The sequence below is a fragment of the Sinomonas sp. R1AF57 genome, from assembly GCF_002224485.1.
Classification (GTDB): Bacteria; Actinomycetota; Actinomycetes; order Actinomycetales; family Micrococcaceae; genus Sinomonas; species Sinomonas flava.
This window is the reverse complement of sequence record NZ_CP022463.1, coordinates 2,129,073-2,149,592: the sequence shown is the minus strand read 5'-3', so window position 1 is coordinate 2,149,592 and position 20,520 is coordinate 2,129,073. Positions and strand designations below refer to the sequence as shown.

The following is a 20,520-nucleotide window of genomic DNA, read 5'->3' as shown; positions in this document are numbered from 1 at the left end:
GCTCACCTTCAGCCTCTCTGCTGCGGGCTCCAGAGGTGTTAGACATCCCTCGGAAGCTTTTTTCGGTCTGCCTAAACCTTAGGCGGCCCAGACGAGGAGGGCAAGCGGCCGGCCCCTTCCGCCCGCTATGCGGCGGACGGGACGGCGCGCCAGACCTGGGTCAGATAGGGGAGCGCGAGGACCTCGCCGGGGCTGTGCCCGAGGTGCTCGAAGAGGTACCACGCGAGGTTCGACTCGACCTTGGCGCGGTGGCGCGCATCGGCGCGGAGGTAGTAGCTGCGCGACTTGGTCAGGTCCACGATGCCCTCCGGCGTGATGGGGTCCTCCCATCGGATCACAGCAGACTCCCAGCCCGTGAGCTCGGGGCCCGACGGCGGGTGGTAGTCGGGCTTGTGGACATCCCCGGCGTGCATGATGCGGGAGAGCCGATGCACCCACGGCACCGCCGTGTCGAGCTGGTTCCAGACGAGGCCCGCCCGGCCGCCGGGGCGCAGGAGCCGCACGGCCTCCCGCGTGGCAGCCTCGGCGTCGAACCAGTGCCAGGCCTGGGCCGCGACGACGAGGTCCGCGCAGCGGTCGGGGAGCCCGGTCGACTCGGCAGGCGCGACGACGCAGTGCACCCCCGGGTAGCGGCGGCCCAGTTCGGCGAGCATGTCCGCGGAGGGGTCCACCGCGGTGACCTCGAGCCCCTGCCGGGTCAGGAGGCCCGTGAACTTGCCCGTGCCGGCCCCGAGGTCGACGGCGGTCTCCGCGCCCTCGGGGACGAGCCACGCCACCGCCTCCGCCGGGTACCCAGGCCGGACCCTCTCATAGTGCGCCCCGCCGGCCTCGAACGCGCTGGCGAGCTCGCGCCGTCGTGCGTCGTCCAGCTTCGGCCCGCCGCGTGCCATTCCCTGCCTCCCTCGTGGACTGCCGAGCCCACTCTATTCCGGCGTGGGCAGGCGCGCCTCAGGCGGGGTCAGGAGTCCGTGAGACAGGGAGCTGCGCCCGCGGTTCCGGGAGTGTTGGGCGCCCATGCGGGGAAGGGCCGCGAGTCGTGGGCGGGCACCCACCGGCCGGAGTCGACCGCGTAGTCGATCCCGAGCCCGTCCTCGACGAGCCCTCGCACTCCCGCCACAAGGCGCTCGACGTCCTCCAGCCGGGACCCGACCCCGAAGCTCGCGCGCAGCGAGCCCGACGGCAGCCCGAGGCGCTTCAGGAGCGGGTGCGCGCAGAACCGGCCGTCACGCAGCCCCACGCCGTGCTCTGCCGAGAGGCAGGCGGCCACCAGCCCGGCGTCGTGGCCGGCCACCGAGAAGTTCACGACGCCGATCGCCTCCTCGGAGTCCTCGAACAGCCGGTGGACGGTGACGGCGTCGATCTCCGCGAGCCCCTCCAGGAGCGCGGCACGCAGCTGCTGCTCGTGCCGCTGCCACAGGGCCTCGTCAAGGGAGCCGAGGACCTCGGCCGCCCGGGCGAGGGTGGCCGCCCCGAGGACGTTGGGGGAGCCGGCCTCGTGCCGGGCCGGACCGTCCGCCCAGGCCACCGCGTCCAGGCGCACCTCCCGCACGGCGCCGCCGCCCGCAAGGTGGGGAGCGCCGGCGTCGAGCCAGTCGGCGCGGCCCACGAGGACCCCGCTGCCGAACGGCGCGTAGAGCTTGTGGCCCGAGAACGCCAGGTAGTCGATCTCCCCGGACGTCCCTGCGGAGGCCATGTCGATCCGGCGGTGCGGAGCCAGCTGGGCCGCGTCGACGACGATCCGGGCACCGTGCTCGTGCGCGATCGCGGCGAGTTCGGCGATGGGGAGGACCTCGCCCGTGACATTGGAGGCGCCCGTGACCGCGAGGAGGCCCACGCCGCCGTCGGACAGCGAGATCCGGACCCGCTCGAGCGTCTCGGCCACGCTGGGCGCGGCGACGACGCTGCGGTGCGGGCGCGCCTGCCAGGGCAGGAGGTTCGCATGGTGCTCGATGTCCAGGTACAGGACCTCGCTCCCAGCCGGGACGCATCCGGCCAGCAGGTTGAGGGAGTCCGTCGTGTTGCGCGTGAACACCACCGTGTCGTCGGGCCGTGCCCGGACGAACCTGCGGACGATCCCCCGGGCGTTCTCATACAGGCTTGTGCTGATCTGCGACGCATACCCCGCACCCCGATGGACGCTCGCGTAGAACGGCAGGACCTCGGTGAGATGGTCGGCAACGGCAGCGAGCGACGGGGCGGACGCCGCATAGTCGAGATTGGCGTACCGGACCTCGTCCCCGCCCACCAACGGCGCCCGGAGGTCGGCGCCCACGACGGCGAGCAGCGGCTCGAGCGCGTCGGCGTACCGGTGGGGCGCGGCGGCGCTGGTGCCGACGGCTGTGTCGACGGCGGGCAGCAGGGAGGGCAGGACAGGGCTCATCGGCATTCCTCGTGACCGTGAGGGACCCGTGGCGGGTCCGCGCTTGCCGGGTCCGCTCCGGACCGGCCTGGTCGTCACCCGGGGCACCCCGCCGCGGTGGGAGGGTTGCCGGCCAGCAAACCGGGGTTTATCGCTGGCACTCGTGACCTGTCCACGAGACTAGGCCACGGGGTGCGGAGGGCGCATCCATGGCCGTCGAGCGTGTCGCATTGTGACAGCGCGTGTCAGGGCGCCTCCGAGACGGGCTCGCGTAGACGGCCGAGGACCTCCGAGTGGAGGATCCCGTTGGTCGCGAGGGCGTTCCCGCCCCACGGGCCGTCCTCCCCGTCCAGGGACGTGAAGCGCCCGCCCGCCTCCTTCACGATCGGGACCAGGGCCGCCATGTCGTACAGGGCGAGCTCGGGCTCGGTGGCGATGTCGACAGCTCCCTCCGCGACGAGGCAGTACGACCAGAAGTCACCGTACGCTCGCGTCCTCCACACGTCCTCGGTGAGGCCGATGAAGCCGTCGAGGCTCCCGCGCTCCTTCCATCCCGAGAGCGAGGAGTACGAGAGCGAGGCGTCCTCGAGCCGCGCCACATTGGAGACCTTCAGCCGCGTCGCCGAGGCGAGCGAGCGGCCGGTGTAGGCGCCGGCCCCCTTCACGGCCCACCACCGGCGGCCGAGGGCCGGCGCGCTCACCACGCCCATGACGATCTCATCGCCGTCCGCGAGGGCGATGAGGGTGGCCCACACGGGCACGCCGCGGACGAAGTTCTTCGTGCCGTCGATCGGGTCGATGATCCACCGCCGCGCCCCGTGCCCCGTCGTGCCGAACTCCTCGCCGACCACGGCGTCCCGAGGCCTGGAGCGGGCAAGCTGGCCGCGGATGGCCTCCTCCGCCGCCCGGTCCGCGTCCGTCACCGGCGTGAGGTCGGGCTTCGTCTCGACCTTGAGGTCGAGGGCCTTGAACCGCTCCATGGTCTGGGCATCGACCGAGTCCGCCAGCACGTGGGCCAGCCGGAGGTCGTCGTTGTACGTCTCGGGCGCTTGCGTCATGGACCCCACGCTATCGCTTCGCGCCGTGCCGGAGCGGGAGGCTCCGCGTGGAAGACGGGGCCCGCTACGCGCCGAGCTCCTTGGCATCCTGCGCCTCCTCGCGCGAGCCGCTGCCGAGCAGACGGCGCAGCGACGCGAGGCGGGCCGGACCGGCGTCGCCCGCGTTGCCCTCGGCGACCCACGCGTCGAGCCCGCAGCCGACAGCCGCGGCGTCGTGGCGGCAGCCCCGTTCGCACGCCGCGGTGCCGGGCTCGAGGTCGGCGAAGGCGTGCAGGATCCGGTCCGGGTCCACGTGCGCGAGGCCGAACGACCGGATCCCCGGGGTGTCGATGATCCAGCTCCCCGCCGGGGCGTCGGAGAGGCGGAGCGCGAGCGCCGACGACGAGGTGTGCCGCCCGCGCCCGGTCACGGCGTTCACGCCTCCGGTGGCCCGGTCGGCGCCGGTGAGCGCGTTGACCATGGTCGACTTGCCCACACCCGAATGGCCGAGCAGGACCGTCACGTGCCCGTCGAGTTCCGCGCGCAGCTCGGCGACGGCCTCCGCGTCCAGCCGGGCCGAGGAGCCGTCAGCCCCTCGCGCATCGATGCCGGCGCCCGCTGCGGACTCGTCGGCCGGGGCGTCGTCCGCCGGGGCCTCGTCCGTCTCGGCGGTGCGGCTCACGACGACGGTCAGCGGCAGGTGCTCGTAGGTCGCCAGGAGCGGGGCCGGGTCCTTCAGGTCTGCCTTGGTGACGAGCAGGAGCGGCTCGATCCCGGCGTCGTAGGCGGCGACCAGGGCCCGGTCGATGAAGCCGGTGCGGGGCTCGGGATTGGCGGCCGCCACCACGATCACGAGCTGGTCGGCGTTGGCGACCACGACGCGCTCGACCGGGTCCGTGTCGTCCGCGCTGCGGCGCAGGACGGTCTGCCGCTCCTCGACGCGGACGAGCCTGGCGAGGGTGTCCGGACGCCCGCTCACGTCTCCGACGAGCGCGACGAAGTCCCCGGCGACCACCGGGGTGCGCCGCAGCTCGCGCGCGCGGGCCGCGACGACGACCCGTTCCTCGGACGAGTCCTCGGCCACGATCGCCGTGTAGCGCCCGCGGTCCACCGTGACGATCCTGCCACGGACGGCGTCGTCATGGCTCGGCCGCTCCTTGGTGCGCGGCCGGCTGCCGCGCTTGTTGGGGCGGATCCGGACGTCGCTCTCGTCCCACTCGCGCTTGGCCACTCAGGCTCCCTGGCCGAGCATCCTCGCCCACATCTGGGGAAACTCGGGCATCGTCTTGGACGTCGTCGCGATGTCCTCCACCTCGACGCCCCGGACGGCGAGACCCCAGATTGCGCCGGCCGTGGCCATCCTGTGGTCCGCGTAGCTGCGCACGACGCTGCCGTGCAGCGGGGCAGGGCGGATCACCAGCCCGTCCTCGGTCTCCTCGGCGTCGCCGCCGAGCCGCGTGATCTCTGCGACGAGGGCCGCAAGGCGGTCGGTCTCGTGCCCGCGCAGGTGCGCGATGCCGGTGAGGCGCGACGGCGACTCTGCCAGCGCGCACAGCGCCGCCACGGTCGGGGCAAGCTCGCTCGTGTCCGCCAGCTCGGCGCCCGTGATCCGCTCTCCGCCCGTGACGGTGAGCGTCCCGCCGTCGAGCGTCACGGTGGCCCCGAGCTGCGGGAGGATCCGCCGCCAGGCGTCGCCCACCTGCGTCGTGTGCTCGGGCCAGTTGGGGACCCGCACGGTCCCGTGCGTCGCGAGGGCCGCCGCGAGGAAGGGCCCCGCATTGGAGAGGTCCTGCTCGATGCGCACGTCGAAGGCGCGAATGGTCCCGGGCGTGACGTGCCAGTGGTTGGGCACGGAGTCGTCGACCTCCACCCCGACGCCCCGCAGCACCTCGACCGTCATGGAGATGTGGTCGAGGCTCGGCACGGGCTTGCCCACGTGCTCGAGGTGCAGGCCTTGCTCGAACCGGGCGCCCACGAGGAGGAGCGCCGACACGAACTGGCTCGACCCGGATGCGTCGACGACCACATGGCCGCCGGGCACGGATCCCCTGCCGTGCACCGTGAACGGCAGCGACGTCGGCGTGCCAGCGGAGTCCGGATCCGACGAGGAGACGGCGACGCCGAGGGCCGTGAGCGCATCGATGACCGGTCCCATGGGGCGGACCCGGGCGTGGGGGTCGCCGTCGAACGCGACCTCGCCGTGGACGAGCGCGGCGAGCGGCGGGACGAAGCGCATCACTGTCCCGGCGAGGCCGCAGTCGACCTCGGCCCGTCCCAGACTCGGGGCGTCGGCGTCGGCGCCGGTGGGGATCGGGGTGATCTCGAGGTCGGGGCCGTACTCGCCGTCGCCGGGCACCTCGGTCACCGTCGCCCCGAGCGACCGGAGCGCCGCGACCATGAGTGCGGAGTCGCGCGAGTGGAGGGGCGCGCGGAGCCTGCTTGGCCCGTCCGCGAGAGCCGCCAGCACGAGGTATCGGTTCGTGAGGGACTTCGAGCCCGGAACGGTGACTGTCGCGTCTACCGGGCCGACGGCGAACGGGGCGGGCCAGGCAGGAGAGGTCACGCGAGCACGCCCGAGGCGGTCTCCGAGGCCCCCTTGGCGACGTTCCGCACCGTGCGCTCGGCGCGCTTGGCGGCCTTGTGCGCGGCCTTGTCGGCCCGGGCCAGCTGGCGGCGGCCGGCCTTCGCGGTGTCAGCGGCGAGGTGCTGCGCGCGCCACGCGACGGAGGGCCGGCCGTCGGTGTCCACCGCGGCAAGCAGGACCCCGCCTGCGAGCGAGAGGTTCTTCAGCAGCCCGGAGCGGCGCGCCGCGCGGCCCTCGGGAGAGCCGATGTCCGCCGAGCGCCACTCGACGAACGCGGTGAGCGCGCTCGTGAGGGCGAGGACCGACGCCGACAGCCGCGGCGCCTTGCCCAAGGCGAACAGGACGCCCGCGGCGACCTGGCTCCCGCCGATCGCCCGCGCCAGGGTCTTCTCGTCCACGCGCACTGGCAGTGCGTCGGCTGCGCGGCGGAGGACCGGAGACAGCTGTTCCGCCGTGTCGTCCGCGTTCTTCAGCTTGTCCGCGCCAGCGACGATGAATGACGACGCCAGAAGCGGCCGGGCGAGGAATCGGACTGCGGACATGGAGCCTCCTGCAAGAGTCGGTGACGTCGTCAGATGCGTCCCCAGTCTCGCACCTTTGCGGAATATTTTCGCGCGGACGCGGCGTTGTGCCTCACGTCCGTCAGCGAAAGCCGCCGCCCGTCGTCGTCTGGAAGGAGCCACCGTGCTGGTCCTCGACCGCCCCGTGCCTGCCCCGACAGTAGACTGGTCGGCAATGAGCAGTGTCGAGCCCCGCGAGCCGAAGGCCGCCGACGACGGGACAGGCGCCGTGGGCGCCGCGGCCCCGGACGTTGCCGCCGAGTCGGACGATGAGCGCCGCGACCGCTTCGAGCGGGACGCGATGCAGTACGTCGATCAGCTGTACTCCGCTGCCATGCGGATGGCGCGGAACCCCGCGGACGCGGAGGACCTCGTCCAGGAGGCCTATGCGAAGGCCTTCGCAGCGTTCCACCAGTACAAGCCGGGCACGAACCTGAAGGCCTGGCTGTACCGGATCCTGACGAACACGTACATCAACCTCTACAGGAAGCGCCAGCGGGAACCGCAGAAGGCGGCCACCGACACCGTCGAGGACTGGCAGCTCGCCCGCGCCGAGTCGCACACCTCCACCGGACTGCGGTCCGCCGAGGCCGAGGCGCTCGACCACCTCCCAGACTCCGACGTCAAGGAAGCCCTGCAGTCCATCCCCGAGGAGTTCCGCCTTGCGGTGTACTTCGCGGACGTGGAGGGCTTCGCGTACAAGGAGATCTCGGAGATCATGAACACACCCATAGGCACGGTCATGAGCCGGCTCCACCGCGGGCGGAAGATGCTGCGCGACAGGCTCGCCGACTACGCCGCCGAGCGAGGATTCGCGGGCGCCCGCACCGCAGCATCTCAGGAGAAGGAACAATGAGCGATTGCCAAGGGCTGGGGGACTGCGACGAAAGCCGGCTCCAGCGACTGTACGAGTACCTCGACGGCGCCCTTCCCGCGCATGACGTGGCCGAGATCCGCACCCATCTCGAGACGTGCCCGGACTGCCTCGAGGAGCACGACCTCGAGTGCATGATCCGCTCGGCCATGAAGCGCAGCTGCCACGAGCAGGCGCCCGCCGCCCTCAAGACCTCGATCCTGGACAAGATCCACACCCTGCGCGCCCAGTCCTGAATGGCACGGTGAGATCCGCGAAGTACGAGTGGAGCGGGCTGCCGACGCCAGCGGCCGACGGACGCACAGGAGGCCCCGGACAAGTGTCCGGGGCCTCGTGCTGTCCGCGGCTGCGCCTTTAGGTGTTGGGGCGCTTGCCGTGGTTCGCGCCGCCGCGCTTGCGGTCACGGCGCTTGCGTGCACGCTTGCTCATGGCTGGCCTCCTTCTCTCGACGGACTGTGTGGCCCGCGGTGGGCCGGGTGGCCCGCGGTGGGCCGGGTGGCCCAGAAGGCCGTCGTCCAGTCTCCCACATTCGGCACCCCAGCGCCCAACCGGGCTAGGGCCGGAGGGCTGCGCGGATCGCGGCGCGGGTCGATTCGAGGGCGGCGCGCAGGGCCTCGACCGTGATCTCGGTGATCGGGTGGGCGGCCGCGTGGGCGCGCAGCTCGATGCGGAGGTCGTCGCGGAAGGCCTGCACGAGCATCTCGGCCTCGGCGAGGCGTCCCGCGTTCTCCCGCACCTGCTCGGCGCGGCCGGCCGCAGGGGTGCGCCCCGCCGGGCCGTCATCGGTCGGGCGTGCGCCGGCGCCTCCCGAGCCGCCGACGCCCCACGGCGGTCCGCTGCTGCGCTGGGCCGACCTGCGCGCCGTCTCGGCTGTCGCGGCCAGGTCCGCCCTGAGGCCGCGCATGCTCGCCCGCAGCTCCTCCCGCAGCGAGTCGGCGAGGCGCCGCACGGATGCGGAGATGTCCTCTTCGACGTCCGCGAGCTCGCCGCGGCGCTCCTCGAGCTCGGCGCGGCCGGAGTCGGTGATCGAGTACACCGTCCGCCGGCCCTCGGGCGCAGTCGCGACCAGTCCCTCCTCCTCGAGCTTGGAGAGCCGCGGGTAGACGGTCCCGGCGCTGGGCGAGTAGGTGCCGCCGAAGCGCTCGGAGAGTGCCCTGATGATCTCGTAGCCGTGCTTGGGCCCGTCCTCGAGGAGCGCAAGGAGGTACAGGCGCAGGGCACCGTGGGCGAAGACAGGTGGGACCATCTCAGTCCTCCGTTCCGCGGCCCGGCTCCTGGGATGCCGCGGGAGCCTCGGGGGCCGGGTGCGCGGGCGCCGGGGCGTGGACGACGGCAACGTCCCCCGAGACGGTGTTGGCGCGCAGGCGGATGCGCTGCCCTTCGGGACCAAGGCTGGCTGCGATCTTGCCGCCGAGGATCGTGAAGCGCTCGTCGTCCACCACCACGCGGCCCGAGGAGGTGCGCACGCCGAGGTCGAGCCCCACGCCGTGCGGTATGCGGACGGTGAGCGCGCCGCTGACTGTGTTGGCTCCTATGTCCTGCATCGTGCCTGCCGAGTCGAAGGACAGGTCCCCGGAGACGGAGTTGGCGCGCACGTGGTTCAGCTCACCGGAGGCGGTGACCTCGCCCGAGACCGTCTTCGCCGTCAGGAGGCCCTCGTGGCCGCGCGCGATGACCTCGCCCGAGACCGTATTGATGTGCAGCTCGCCCTCGGTGCCGTCGGCGAGGACCGAGCCGGAGACGGTGTTGAGCTTCGTGACCGGGCCGGTTCCCGAGACGAGCCCGTCGCCGGTGACCGTCCCGACCTCGACGGGGACACGGGCGGGCAGCGCGATGCTCACGATCGCGGTGTTCTGGGTTGCGCCGCTGATGGTTCCGAGCATGCTCCTGAACCAGCCCTGCGCGCCGTCCTCGCGGTGCCGGACCTCGAGCCGGCCCTCGGTGAGGGTCACGACGAGGGGTTCGCCGCTGACCTCCGCTACCTCCACGCGCGCGCCCTCGCCGTCGTGCGCAATGACGTCGAGGCGCCCGGCGATGATGCCGGCCCGCAGGGAGGACACCGCCTCGATGTCGATGGTCTGGGGTTCCGTCACTGACCAGCTTTCGGTGGGCATGGCCCCTCCTCTGGGATCACGATATATCGCGTTGACGAGATCACGATATATCGCGTTCCTGGGCAGGGCAAGGCCCGGGACCGGATACCCTGCCGCCGGCGGGTCCCTTGAGGGGCTCCCCGCCAGCGGCATTGCCAGAGGAGAGGCCCTACTGCGGCTGGGGCAGGCGCAGCCAGGGGAACCAGCCGCGGTGCAGCACGAGCCAGGCGATGAGGCCGTAGCCCGCCTGCCCGGGGGCGCCGGCATTGGCGGCAAGGTCGCCGCGCCACTGCTCGTGGTTCAGCAGGGGGGAGAAGGTGTCCACGTAGTAGTGGTTCCGGCGCGTGGTGACGTCGGCGAAGGCAGTGTTGAGCTCCGCGAGGCGGCGGTTCCGCGCCGGGTCCAGGGTCGGCGGAGGGCCCACGACGAACACCTCGGCGCTGTTCTGCTGCGCCGAGTCGAGGATGTTGGCCACGTTGAGCCGGCTGCGGGCGGGGGAGATGCCGAATTCGATGTCGCGGCCGGACAGGCCGATCACGAGCCGGTTCTCGAAGCCCTCGCCGAAGCGGCGGAGCGTCTCGCCCTCCCAGCGGGCGGCGAGGCCTTCGGTTCCTTCGAGGGGGGCGGCGAGGACGTACGACTCGAGGGTCAGCTCCTCCCGCGGTGTCCGGGCGAGGACCCGGCCGAACCACCCGAGGGCGCGGGGGTCCCCATTGCCTGCGAGCAGCTCGTCTCCGATCGCCGCGAGGCGAAGCTTCCTCTCGTGCGCCATCCACTCTCCCTCGTCGTCGCGGCCGCTGCCGCCCCTGCTCTCGGCTTCCGAGTCTAGCGAACGACGGCGGCCGGTCCCCGCGCGTGGGGACCGGCCGCCGTCGTGCCTTGCTTCAGCCTGGCGTCAGCGTGTGAACACCTCGCGGACGAGGACGTCCTGCTCCGCTGCGTGGCGCTTCATCGAGCCCGCGCTCGTCGCGGCCGAGGCAGCGCGGGACACGAGGCGGATGCGGCGCTCGAGCACCGGGGCGAGCGTGATCGCCATGTACGGCCACGGGCCCTGGTTCGCCGGCTCGTCCTGCGCCCACACGACCTCGGCGTTCGGGTACTTGGCGAGCTCGGCCTTGATCTCCTCCTCGGGCAGCGGGTAGAGCTGCTCGACGCGGACGATTGCCGTCCTGGTGTCCTTGGCCTTCGTCCGGGAGGACAGCAGGTCGTAGTAGAGGCGGCCGGAGACCAGGATGACCCGGTCCACAGCGTTCGCATCCAGCTGCTCGTGCTCGCCGATCACGGGACGGAACGTGCCTTCCGTGAAGTCCTCGACGCTCGACGCGGCGCCCTTGAGGCGCAGGAGCTGCTTCGGCGTGAACACCACCAGCGGCTTGCGGGGCCGGCTGAACGCCTGGCGGCGCAGGAGGTGGAAGTGCGACGCCGGCGTGCTCGGCTGGGCGACGATGATGTTGTCCTCGGCGCACAGCTGGAGGAAGCGCTCGATCCGGGCGGACGAGTGGTCCGGGCCCTGGCCCTCGTAGCCGTGGGGGAGGAGCATGACGAGCGAGGACCGCTGGCCCCACTTCTGCTCCGCCGAGGAGATGAACTCGTCGATGATCGTCTGCGCGCCGTTCACGAAGTCGCCGAACTGCGCCTCCCACAGCACGAGGGTGTCCGGACGCTCGACCGAGTAGCCGTACTCGAATCCGAGTGCGGCGTACTCCGAGAGCGACGAGTCGTAGATCGACAGCTTCGCCTGGTCCTCCGAGAGGCTCGCGAGGGGAGTCCACTCGGCGCCGGTCTGGCGATCGTGGAAGACCGCGTGCCGCTGCACGAACGTGCCGCGGCGCGAGTCCTGGCCCGACAGGCGCACGGGCACGCCCTCTGCCGTGAGCGAGCCGAAGGCCGCGATCTCGCCGAAGCCCCAGTCGATCCCGCCGTCGCGGGACATCTGCTCGCGGCGCTCGAGGAGCTGGCGGAGCTTGGCGTGCACCGTGAAGCCCTCGGGAACCTGGACGTGCGCCTGGCCGATCGCGGCGAGCATCTCGCGGCTGATCGCCGTCTGGCGCGGGGCACGGACCTCGGTGTCCTCCTGCTGCTGGGCGAGGGGGCGCTCGAGGTCCGAGACGGCCTTCGCGTCGCCGGTGATGACCGGGATCGGCGAGGTCTGCGCGGCGTGGGTCTCCGCGAAGACGCGCTCGAGGCGCTCCTGGTAGTCGCGCAGGAGCTGCTCCGCCTCTTCCTGCGTGATGTCGCCGCGGCCGATCAGGCTCTCGGTGTAGAGCTTGCGGACCGAGCGCTTCGCCTCGATGAGGTTGTACATGAGCGGCTGGGTCATCGACGGGTCGTCGCCCTCGTTGTGCCCACGGCGGCGGTAGCACACGAGGTCGATCACGACATCCTTGTGGAACCGCTGGCGGAACCGGTACGCCATCTGGGCGACGCGGACCACGGCCTCGGGATCGTCGCCGTTGACGTGGAAGATCGGCGCCTGGACCATCTTCGCGACGTCGGTCGAGTACACCGAGGAGCGCGACGCGGACGGGGAGGTCGTGAAGCCGACCTGGTTGTTCACGATGATGTGGATCGTGCCGCCGGTGCGGTAGCCGCGCAGCTGCGAGAGGTTGAGGGTCTCTGCCACGACGCCCTGGCCGGCGAACGCCGCGTCGCCGTGGACGAGGATCGGCAGGACGGGGAACGCCTCGCCCTTGTCGAGCCGGTCCTGCTTGGCGCGGACGATGCCTTCGAGGACCGGGTCGACGGCCTCGAGGTGGGACGGGTTGGCGGCGAGGTAGACCTTGGTCTGCTTGCCGTTCTCCGCGGTGAACGTTCCCTCGGTGCCGAGGTGGTACTTGACGTCGCCGGAGCCCTGGACGCTCTTCGGATCCTGCGTGCCCTCGAACTCGCGGAACACCTGTGCATAGGTCTTGCCGGCGATGTTGGTCAGCACGTTGAGGCGGCCACGGTGGGCCATGCCGATGCCGACCTCGTCGAGCCCGTCCTCGGCGGCCTCGGACAGGGTCGCGTCCAGGAGCGGGATGAGCGACTCGCCGCCCTCCAGGGAGAAGCGCTTCTGGCCGACGAACTTGGTCTGCAGGAACGTCTCGAACGCCTCGGCCGCGTTCAGGCGGGAGACGATGCGCAGCTGCTCCTCGCGGCTCGGCTTCTTGTACGGGTGCTCGAGCTCGTCCTGGAACCACTTGCGCTCGGCGGGCTCCTGGAGGTGCATGTACTCGATGCCGGTGGTGCGGCAGTAGGCGTCGCGCAGCACGCCGAGGATGTCGCGGAACTTCATCTTCGGGCGGCCGCCGAACCCGCCGGTGGGCCACTCGCGGTCGAGGTCCCACAGGGTCAGGCCGTAGGTGAGCACGTCGAGGTCCGGATGCCGGCGCTGGACGTACTCGAGCGGGTTCGTGTCCGCCATGAGGTGGCCGCGCACGCGGAACGCGTGGATGAGCTGCTGGATGCGCGCCACCTTGTTGATGGCGTCCTCGGGGTTGACCTGGAGGTCCGGGCTCCAGCGCACCGGCTCGTAGGGGATGCGCAGCGACTCGAAGATCTCGTCGTAGAAGCCCTGCTCCCCGAGGAGGAGCTGGTGCACGAGGCGGAGGAACTCGCCCGAGCCCGCGCCCTGGATCACGCGGTGGTCGTAGGTCGAGGTCAGCGTGATGATCTTGCCGACGGCCTGGAGGGCCAGGATCTTCTCGGAGCTGCCCTGGAACTCGGCCGGGTACTCGAGCGCACCGACGCCGATGATGGCGGCCTGGCCCTTCGAGAGGCGCGGCACGGAGTGGACGGTGCCGATGCCGCCGGGGTTGGTCAGGGAGACCGTGGTGCCGGCGTAGTCGTCGGCCGTGAGCTTGCCCGCGCGCGAGCGCTTGACGAGGTCCTCATACGTGTGCCAGAAGTCCGAGAAGTTGAGGGTCTCGGCCTTCTTGATGTTCGGGACCACGAGGAGGCGTGAGCCGTCCGGCCTCGGCAGGTCGATGGCGATGCCGAAGTTGACGTGCGCGTGCTGGATGGCGACGGGCTTGCCGTCGACCTCGTCGTAGGAGACGTTCATGGACGGCATGAGCTTGAGCGCGCGGATCACGGCGAAGCCGATGAGGTGCGTGAAGGAGACCTTGCCGCCGCGGACGCGCGTCAGGTGGTTGTTGATCACGATGCGCTGGTCCATGAGGAGCTTCGCGGGCACCGCGCGCACGGTCGTGGCGGTGGGCACCTCGAGGCTCGTGATCATGTTCGACGCGATGGCCTTGGCCGGACCGCGCAGCGGCGAGACGATGTCGTCCTCGATCGTCTCGTCCTTGGCCGTCTTCGGCAGCTGGGCGGGGATCAGCCCCGTCGTGGAGGGCCGGGCACCGTCGCGCACGACGGCGGCAGCGCCCTTCTTCGGCGCGGCGTCCGACGGCGCCGGGGCAGCAGCCTGAGCGGAGGCGCCAGCCTGGGCGGCGGCCGGTGCCGCAGGCTTGGCGGGAGCGGCAGCAGGGGCGGCGGCCGGTGCCGCCGGCTTGGCGGGCGCAGCCGCGGCGGCGGCGGGCGCAGGCGAAGCGTTGGGAGCCTTGACCGTGGGGATCTGCCGCGTCAGCGTGTCGGCCGCGGGCGCCTTCGCCGTGCCGTTCGACGTGTGGCCGCTGTCCGAGTCGAATGACTCGAACAACGGCCACCACTTGGAGTCCACGGAGTTCTTGTTCTGCTGGTACTGCTCGTAGAGCTCGTCCACAAGCCACTCATTGCCGCCGAATTCCTCGGGCAGGCGGTGGGTTGGCAGTTCTGGCACTGGAGTTACGCCTCTTCCATCGATACTTAGGCCCGCACAAGTCCGCGGGTCCGCGCGCCATGCCCCACGCCGGGACCGTGTTCTCCACGGGGCTGTCCGAGGGGCCGGCCGGATCCGCCGACTGCCGTGGACCCCGTCAGGGCCCACACACTCCTGAATAGTCTAGTGACCTGCGCGCGGAATCGGGCAATCTGAGTCCGCTATCACACCGCGCCGTCGCTGATAGGCTGGAATGACTATGGACGGCACCTCTAGATGCCGGCCCGGCCGCGCACCCCTTCCGGGGCTCCGCGACCGCAGCGCCGGCAGACACCGTGTACTTGTTCACCCGCGGCGCCCATGGGTGCGCCGCCGCACCCTCTGGGGGCCCGATTCCTGAAATGGAATGGCTCCTCCTGGCCGCCGGCCTGCTCCTGATTCTCGGCACGGGCTTCTTCGTGGCCGTCGAATTCTCCCTCGTGGCCCTCGACCAGGCCACCGTCCAGCGCAGCATCGACGCCGGCGAACCCGGCGCAGAGGCGCTCCTGCGCTGCCTCAAGAGCCTCTCGACCCAGCTCTCGAGCTGCCAGCTCGGCATCACCCTCACCACGCTCCTCACCGGCTACGTGATGGAACCGTCGGTGGGCCGTCTCCTCGAGGGCCCGCTCGCGGCCCTCGGCATCCCGGGGGCGACTGCGGTGTCGCTGACCGTGGCGATGGTCATCGCCACATTCCTGTCCATGCTCATCGGCGAGCTCGTGCCGAAGAACCTGGCGATCGCCCGCGCACTCGCCGTCGGCCGCGCCGTGGCCCCGTCGCAGCTCGTGTTCACGGCGGTGTTCAAGCCCGCCATCGTCGTGCTCAACGGATTCTCGAACCGGGTCCTGCACCAGATGGGCATTGAGGCCAAGGAGGAGATCTCCGGCGCGCGGTCGCCCGCCGAGCTTGCCTCCCTCGTCCGCCGGTCAGCCGAGCTCGGCACGCTCGACGAGGGCACGGCACGCTTCGTGGCGCGCACCCTGAGCTTCTCGGAGCGCACCGCGGCCGACGTCATGACCCCGCGCATGCGGGTCACGACCGTGGATGCCGACGGTTCCGTCGACGCCGTGGTGGAGGCCGCGAGGCGCACCGGCCACTCGCGCTTCCCGGTCATCGGGGACTCGCCCGATGACGTCCGCGGACTCGTCCACGTCAAGAAGGCCGTGGCCGTTCCTGCTGAGCGCCGGCACTCGCTGCAGGCGGGAGCCATCATGACGGAGGTGCTCCGGGTCCCCGAGACGATCCACCTGGACGCGCTCATCTCCCAGCTGCGCGACGGGAACCTGCAGCTCGCCGTCGTCCTGGACGAGTACGGCGGGACCGCGGGCATCGTCACGCTCGAAGACCTGGTGGAGGAAATCGTCGGCGAGGTCTCGGACGAGCATGACAGGCTCGCCCCCGGAGTCCTGCAGAGCGCGGCGGGGGACTGGTACTTCTCGGGCCTCATGCGCCCTGACGAGGTGTCGGAGCAGGTGCCCGGGCTGGGCGTGGCCGACAGTCCCGCATACGAGACGGTGGGCGGCTTCGTCATGAGCGCGCTCGGACGCGTTGCCGCAGTGGGGGACACCCTCGAAATCGGCGGCGGCGAACTCAGCGTGGTCCGCATGGACGGCCGCCGCGTGGACCGGCTCAAGTTCGTCCCGCCCAAGGAGCCGCAGATGGCCGAGGGCACGCGCGGCGGCGGGAGGGCTGCCTGATGGGCGACTGGGCCGGGATCGTCTGGCTGGCCGTGCTCCTGCTCGGCAACGCCTTCTTCGTCGGCGCCGAGTTCGCCATCATGAGCGCGCGGCGGAGCCAGATCGAGCCGCTTGCCGAAGGAGGCTCAGGCCGCGCCGTCACCACGCTGCGCGCCATGGAACACGTCTCGCTCATGCTCGCGTGCGCGCAGCTGGGCATCACGGTGTGCTCGCTGCTCATCCTCCAGGTCGCCGAGCCGGCGATCCACCACCTCATCGGCGACCCCCTCCACGCGGTGGGGCTCCCCGAGGAGCTGGCAGGGGGCATCGGCTTCGTGGCGGCGCTGGCGATCGTCACTTTCCTGCACGTGACCTTCGGCGAGATGGTCCCCAAGAACATGTCCGTCTCGGCCGCGGACCGCGCGGCGCTCCTGCTCGCTCCCGCGCTCATGGGTGTCGCGCGGCTCGTGCGCCCCGTGATCCACCTCCTCAACGGCAGCGCGAACGCCGTCCTCCGCCTGCTGCGGGTCGAGCCCAAGGACGAGGTGACCTCGAGCTTCACGCTCGAGGAGGTGCAGTCGATCGTCGAGGAGTCCACGCGCCACGGGCTCGTCGACGATGAGTCGGGCCTGCTCTCGGGAGCCCTCGAGTTCTCCGACCAGACGGCAGAGTCGATCATGGTCCCGGTCGAGGACCTCGTCTCGCTCCCCGCGACGGCCACGCCCGAGGAGTTCGAGAAGGCGGTCGCCAAGACCGGGTTCTCGCGCTTCCCGATGGTCGACGACGACGGCGAGCTCGTGGGGTACCTGCACGTCAAGGACGTGCTTGCCATCGCCCCTGAGCACCGCGGCCGGCCGATCGGGGAGAGCAGGGTCCGCTCGCTGGCCAACCTGGGGCTGGACGCGGAGATCGAGGACGCCCTCTCCGCGATGCAGAAGTCGGGCTTCCACCTCGCGCGCGTCATCGGCCCCGAGGGTGCGACGCGCGGCGTCGTGTTCCTCGAGGACGTCATCGAGCAGCTCGTCGGCGAGATCCGGGACGCGACGCAGAACGGCGTCGTGCGCCGCAGGGAGAACGGCGGCGCGGCGAGGTAGGGGCAGCCGGGCGGGGGTGGACCGCGGCGCTAGATGGGAATTGTTCCCAAGAAGCGGTAGAGTATCCGTGTTGCGACTCGTTCTCAGTTGCTCGGTCTAGGGCCAGCGGGAGCAGTCGCCTCGCGCCCCCTCGACCCCCTCCCGCCGACCCGAACTGAGGACCTGTGAGTTCTTCCCTGCTCCGCACCGCCGCCCTCGGCGCCGCAGCCGCCCTCCTCGTGGCCGGCTGCGCCCCGACCTCGGGCCAGGGCGGCGGCGGGGACGCAATCTCCGTCGTGGCCTCGACGAACGTGTACGGGGACCTCGCCCAGACGATCGGCGGCGACCGCGTGCACGTGACCGCGATCGTCAGCAAGCCGACTCAGGACCCGCACTCCTACGAGGCCACGACCCAGGACCGCCTCGCGGTGTCCAAGGCCAGGCTCGTTATCGAGAACGGCGGCGGCTACGACCCGTTCATGGATTCCCTCCTCGCCGACGCCCGGCCCGAGGCGTCCTCGGTCCTCAAGGCCGTCGAGGCGAGCGGGCTCGGCGGCGGCGCGGGCGGCTCGGGCGAGGCGGCGCCCTCGTCCGCCGCCGCCTCGGCCAGCGCCCACGCCGGCCACGCCCACGCATCCAACGAGCACGTCTGGTACGACCTGCACGCGATGGAGGCTGTGGTCGCAGCGATTGCCGAGCGACTCGGCGCGCTCGAGCCCTCCTCGGCGGCGGACTTCACCGAGCGGGCCGCCGCGGTCGTGAAGCGGCTCGAAGCCGCCGAGGGAACGCTCGCGGCGATCAGGCAGGCCCACCCCGGCAAGGCCGCCGTGCTCACCGAGCCCGTCCCGTCCTATCTCCTCGAGGATGCGGGGCTCAAGGACGCCACGCCGCCGGGCTTCCTCGAGGCCGTCGAAGAGGAGCAGGACGTCCCGCCCGCAGTGCTCAAGTCCACGCTGGACCTCCTCGCCGCCAGGGGCGTCGCGGTCCTGGCCTATAACCCCCAGACGGAGAGCCCCCAGACCAAGCAGGTCCGGGCGGCGGCCGAGGCCGCGGGAGTTCCCGTCGTCGAGTTCACCGAGACGCTCCCCCAGGGAACCGACTACGCGGGCTGGATGCAGGGCAACGCCGACGCGCTCGCGAAGGCACTCGGATGAGCGGCCCCGACGCGCGCGTCCCCGCTGTCCGGCTGCGCGGCGCCTCCCTCGCGTTCGGCGACCGGACCCTCTGGTCCGGGCTCGACCTCGATATCCAGCCGGGTGAGTTCTTTGCCGTCCTCGGGCCCAACGGCAGCGGGAAGACGAGCTTCCTCAAAGCGCTCCTCGGCGTCCTCCCGCTCAGCTCGGGAACCGTCGAGGTCGCGGGACACCCCGCCGGGCAGCGGGGAGAGGGGATCGGCTACATCCCCCAGCAGCGCGCCTTCGCCCCGGACACGCCCCTGCGCGCGCGGGACCTCGTCGGCCTCGGCATCGACGGGCACCGATGGGGCTTCCGCCTGCGCCACCGGGCTGTCGACGCCCAGGTGGACGACCTGCTCGGGCGCGTGGGTGCCCGCGAGTACGCCAAGGTGCCGGTCGGCCAGCTCTCCGGCGGCGAGCAGCAGCGGCTCCGCGTCGCGCAGGCGATCGCCGACAGCCCCCGCGTGCTCCTGTGCGACGAGCCCCTCCTCTCGCTCGACCTCAACCACCAGCAGGCCGTCAGCCAGCTCATCGACGACCAGCGCCGAGCCAACGACGCCGCGGTCGTGTTCGTCACCCACGAGATCAACCCGATCCTGGACTACGTGGATCGCGTCCTGTACCTCGCGGACGGTCGCTTCCGGATCGGCTCCCCGTCAGAGGTCATGACCACCGAGGTCCTCTCCGCGCTCTACGGCGGCCGCGTCGAGGTCTCCCGGGTCAACGGCCGCATCGTGGTCGTGGGCCTGCCCGACGCCACCACCCACTACCACCTCCCCGGCGACCACCACGAGACGGAGCCCGCATGAGCCTGTCCGACATCCTCGGGAGCATCTTCTCCTTCGAGAACTACGGGGAGATCCTCGCGCTCGTCCAGAACTCGGTGTGGGCGGGTGCCGTGCTCGGCCTGCTCGGAGGCCTCGTCGGGACGTTCGTCATGAAGCGGGACCTCGCCTTCGCCGTCCACGGCATCTCCGAGCTCTCGTTCGCCGGCGCCGCGTTCGCGCTGCTCCTCGGCGCGGACGTCGTGCTGGGCTCCCTCGCCGGCTCCGTCGTCGCCGCGCTTGTCATCGCCCTCATGGGCGGCCGCGCGCGGGAGAAGAACTCCGTGATCGGCGTCCTCATGCCGTTCGGGCTGGGGCTCGGCATCCTCTGCCTGGCGCTCTACGAGGGCCGCGCGGCCAACAAGTTCGGGCTCCTCACCGGACAGATCATCGCCGTCGACACCGTGCAGCTGCAGCTGCTCGCCGTGACCGCGCTCGCCGTCGTGCTCGCCCTCGCCGCCATCTGGCGGCCGCTCACCTTCGCGAGCGTCGACCCCGAGATGGCCCACGCCCGCGGCGTTCCCGTGCGCGGGCTCTCCATCGCGTTCCTGGTGATCCTCGGTGTGAGCGTCGCACTGTCGATCCACGTGGTCGGCGCGCTGCTCGTGCTCGCGCTCCTCATCACCCCGGCGGCGGCCGCCCTGAAGGTGACGTCCTCGCCCCGTCTCGTGCTCGCGCTCAGCGTCGTGTTCGCGGTGGCCGCCACGGTCGGCGGGATCCTGCTCGCACTCGGCGGCAGGCTCCCCATCAGCCCGTACATCACCACGCTGTCGTTCCTCATCTACGCGGTGAGCGCCAGCATCGGCTGGTACCGCCGGCGGCGGGCCCTCAACGGCCGGCTGCAGCCCGCTCCGGGGGAGCCTCAGCGCACGACGCCGGTCGCGGCCCCGCGCTAGCTGCCCGCCTCGCCCGCGGCCCGGGTTTCGGTGGATCCGCCGGGCTGCCCGTCGGCACGCTCTGCTGCGGCCAGCGCGGTGCACTGGGGGCAGAGGCCGAAGATCTCCACGGTATGCTCCACGGCGGTGTAGCCGTGTTCGCGGGCCACGCGGCTCGCCCAGGTCTCGACGGCGGGGGCCTCGATGTCCACAGCCTTCCCGCACCGCCGGCACACCAGGTGGTGGTGATGGCCCGTGGCCTCGCACCGGCGGTAGACCGCTTCGCCCTCGTCGCTGCGCAGGACGTCCACCAGGCCCTCCTCGGCCATGGACTGCAGGATCCGGTACGTCGTGGCGAGCGAGACGGACGCCCCCTCGTCGTGGAGCATGCGGTGCAGCTCCTGAGTGCTCACGAAGTCCTCGAGCCGGTCGAGCGCCGCCGAGACGGCGACCCGCTGCTTCGTGACCCGCTGCTCGCGTGCCGCGGGCCGTCCCGCGCTCTCCGATGCCCGGGCCGTCGTGCGGGTTCTCTCCACCACCGTTCCTCCCTCGAACGCCGGCAGTCCTCCGGCGCGGTCGATCCTCCAGCCTAGCAAGAGGCGGTTCTAGA

General features: G+C 71.7%; 19 protein-coding genes and 1 riboswitch. Of the genes, 7 read left to right on the top strand and 12 right to left on the bottom strand.

The annotated features are described in order from the left end of the window. Positions 1-125 precede the first annotated feature (125 nt). The 6 genes from CGQ25_RS09880 to CGQ25_RS09855 all read right to left on the bottom strand — a co-directional run bounded on the left by CGQ25_RS09880 (position 126) and on the right by CGQ25_RS09855 (position 6,522). Positions 126-890, bottom strand: coding sequence for a class I SAM-dependent methyltransferase (locus tag CGQ25_RS09880; RefSeq protein ID WP_208709269.1), 765 nt, complete (start codon positions 888-890; stop codon positions 126-128). 68 nt (positions 891-958) lie between these two features. After that, positions 959-2,380: an aminotransferase class V-fold PLP-dependent enzyme gene (locus CGQ25_RS09875; RefSeq protein ID WP_208709267.1), complete on the bottom strand. Its 1,422-nt coding sequence runs from the start codon at positions 2,378-2,380 to the stop codon at positions 959-961. 34 nt (positions 2,381-2,414) lie between these two features. After that, a riboswitch (SAM riboswitch) is annotated at positions 2,415-2,528 on the bottom strand. 76 nt (positions 2,529-2,604) lie between these two features. Then, the gene (gene hisN, locus CGQ25_RS09870) at positions 2,605-3,417 is read right to left on the bottom strand and encodes a histidinol-phosphatase (protein WP_208709265.1); all 813 of its coding nucleotides are present in this window, start codon (positions 3,415-3,417) and stop codon (positions 2,605-2,607) included. Between the two features lie 64 nt (positions 3,418-3,481). Continuing rightward, entirely contained in the window at positions 3,482-4,627 is a 1,146-nt protein-coding gene (locus tag CGQ25_RS09865; RefSeq protein WP_208709263.1) for a ribosome small subunit-dependent GTPase A, read from the bottom strand. Next, complete coding sequence (gene aroA, locus CGQ25_RS09860; RefSeq protein WP_208709261.1) at positions 4,628-5,959, bottom strand: 3-phosphoshikimate 1-carboxyvinyltransferase; 1,332 nt, start codon at positions 5,957-5,959, stop codon at positions 4,628-4,630. It abuts the gene before it with no gap. Continuing rightward, positions 5,956-6,522: a DoxX family protein gene (locus CGQ25_RS09855; protein WP_208709259.1), complete on the bottom strand. Its 567-nt coding sequence runs from the start codon at positions 6,520-6,522 to the stop codon at positions 5,956-5,958. Before CGQ25_RS09855 ends, aroA begins: the two co-directional genes overlap by 4 nt. Positions 6,523-6,715: 193 nt before the next feature. Here CGQ25_RS09855 and CGQ25_RS09850 point away from each other — a divergent pair, with 193 nt between their 5' ends. Continuing rightward, positions 6,716-7,396: a sigma-70 family RNA polymerase sigma factor gene (locus CGQ25_RS09850; RefSeq protein WP_255405232.1), complete on the top strand. Its 681-nt coding sequence runs from the start codon at positions 6,716-6,718 to the stop codon at positions 7,394-7,396. Further along, complete coding sequence (gene rsrA, locus CGQ25_RS09845) at positions 7,393-7,650, top strand: mycothiol system anti-sigma-R factor (RefSeq protein WP_208709257.1); 258 nt, start codon at positions 7,393-7,395, stop codon at positions 7,648-7,650. The genes CGQ25_RS09850 and rsrA overlap by 4 nt, the downstream gene beginning before the upstream one ends. Positions 7,651-7,768: 118 nt before the next feature. Here rsrA and CGQ25_RS18700 read toward each other — a convergent pair whose 3' ends face one another. The 5 genes from CGQ25_RS18700 to CGQ25_RS09825 all read right to left on the bottom strand — a co-directional run bounded on the left by CGQ25_RS18700 (position 7,769) and on the right by CGQ25_RS09825 (position 14,269). After that, on the bottom strand, positions 7,769-7,843 hold the full coding sequence (locus CGQ25_RS18700) for a 50S ribosomal protein bL37 (protein ID WP_369299106.1): 75 nt from the start codon (positions 7,841-7,843) through the stop codon (positions 7,769-7,771). Between the two features lie 124 nt (positions 7,844-7,967). Then, on the bottom strand, positions 7,968-8,660 hold the full coding sequence (locus tag CGQ25_RS09840; RefSeq protein ID WP_208709255.1) for a PadR family transcriptional regulator: 693 nt from the start codon (positions 8,658-8,660) through the stop codon (positions 7,968-7,970). A gap of 1 nt (position 8,661) precedes the next feature. Continuing rightward, positions 8,662-9,528 carry a hypothetical protein gene (locus tag CGQ25_RS09835; protein WP_208709253.1) on the bottom strand — a complete coding sequence of 289 codons (867 nt, stop codon included), beginning with the start codon at positions 9,526-9,528 and terminating at the stop codon, positions 8,662-8,664. 148 nt (positions 9,529-9,676) lie between these two features. Beyond that, positions 9,677-10,279, bottom strand: a complete 603-nt coding sequence (locus CGQ25_RS09830; RefSeq protein ID WP_208709251.1) for a GDSL-type esterase/lipase family protein — start codon at positions 10,277-10,279, stop codon at positions 9,677-9,679. A gap of 123 nt (positions 10,280-10,402) precedes the next feature. Further along, positions 10,403-14,269, bottom strand: coding sequence for a multifunctional oxoglutarate decarboxylase/oxoglutarate dehydrogenase thiamine pyrophosphate-binding subunit/dihydrolipoyllysine-residue succinyltransferase subunit (locus CGQ25_RS09825; RefSeq protein WP_208709249.1), 3,867 nt, complete (start codon positions 14,267-14,269; stop codon positions 10,403-10,405). Between the two features lie 380 nt (positions 14,270-14,649). On the opposite strand from CGQ25_RS09825, the gene CGQ25_RS09820 reads away from it, so the two are divergent. From CGQ25_RS09820 to CGQ25_RS09800, 5 genes are all read left to right on the top strand, one after another. Then, positions 14,650-15,984 (top strand): hemolysin family protein, encoded by a 1,335-nt coding sequence (locus CGQ25_RS09820; protein ID WP_208709247.1) that lies wholly within the window; start codon positions 14,650-14,652, stop codon positions 15,982-15,984. Then, complete coding sequence (locus CGQ25_RS09815) at positions 15,984-17,057, top strand: hemolysin family protein (RefSeq protein ID WP_208709245.1); 1,074 nt, start codon at positions 15,984-15,986, stop codon at positions 17,055-17,057. The genes CGQ25_RS09820 and CGQ25_RS09815 overlap by 1 nt, the downstream gene beginning before the upstream one ends. 164 nt (positions 17,058-17,221) lie before the next feature. Beyond that, complete coding sequence (locus tag CGQ25_RS09810; RefSeq protein WP_208709243.1) at positions 17,222-18,190, top strand: metal ABC transporter solute-binding protein, Zn/Mn family; 969 nt, start codon at positions 17,222-17,224, stop codon at positions 18,188-18,190. After that, positions 18,187-19,020 carry a metal ABC transporter ATP-binding protein gene (locus CGQ25_RS09805; RefSeq protein WP_208709241.1) on the top strand — a complete coding sequence of 278 codons (834 nt, stop codon included), beginning with the start codon at positions 18,187-18,189 and terminating at the stop codon, positions 19,018-19,020. Before CGQ25_RS09810 ends, CGQ25_RS09805 begins: the two co-directional genes overlap by 4 nt. Further along, positions 19,017-19,931, top strand: a complete 915-nt coding sequence (locus tag CGQ25_RS09800) for a metal ABC transporter permease (RefSeq protein ID WP_208709240.1) — start codon at positions 19,017-19,019, stop codon at positions 19,929-19,931. The genes CGQ25_RS09805 and CGQ25_RS09800 overlap by 4 nt, the downstream gene beginning before the upstream one ends. Here CGQ25_RS09800 and CGQ25_RS09795 read toward each other — a convergent pair. Then, positions 19,928-20,446, bottom strand: coding sequence for a Fur family transcriptional regulator (locus CGQ25_RS09795; RefSeq protein WP_208709238.1), 519 nt, complete (start codon positions 20,444-20,446; stop codon positions 19,928-19,930). The genes CGQ25_RS09800 and CGQ25_RS09795 overlap by 4 nt on opposite strands. Between the last annotated feature and the right edge of the window lie 74 nt (positions 20,447-20,520).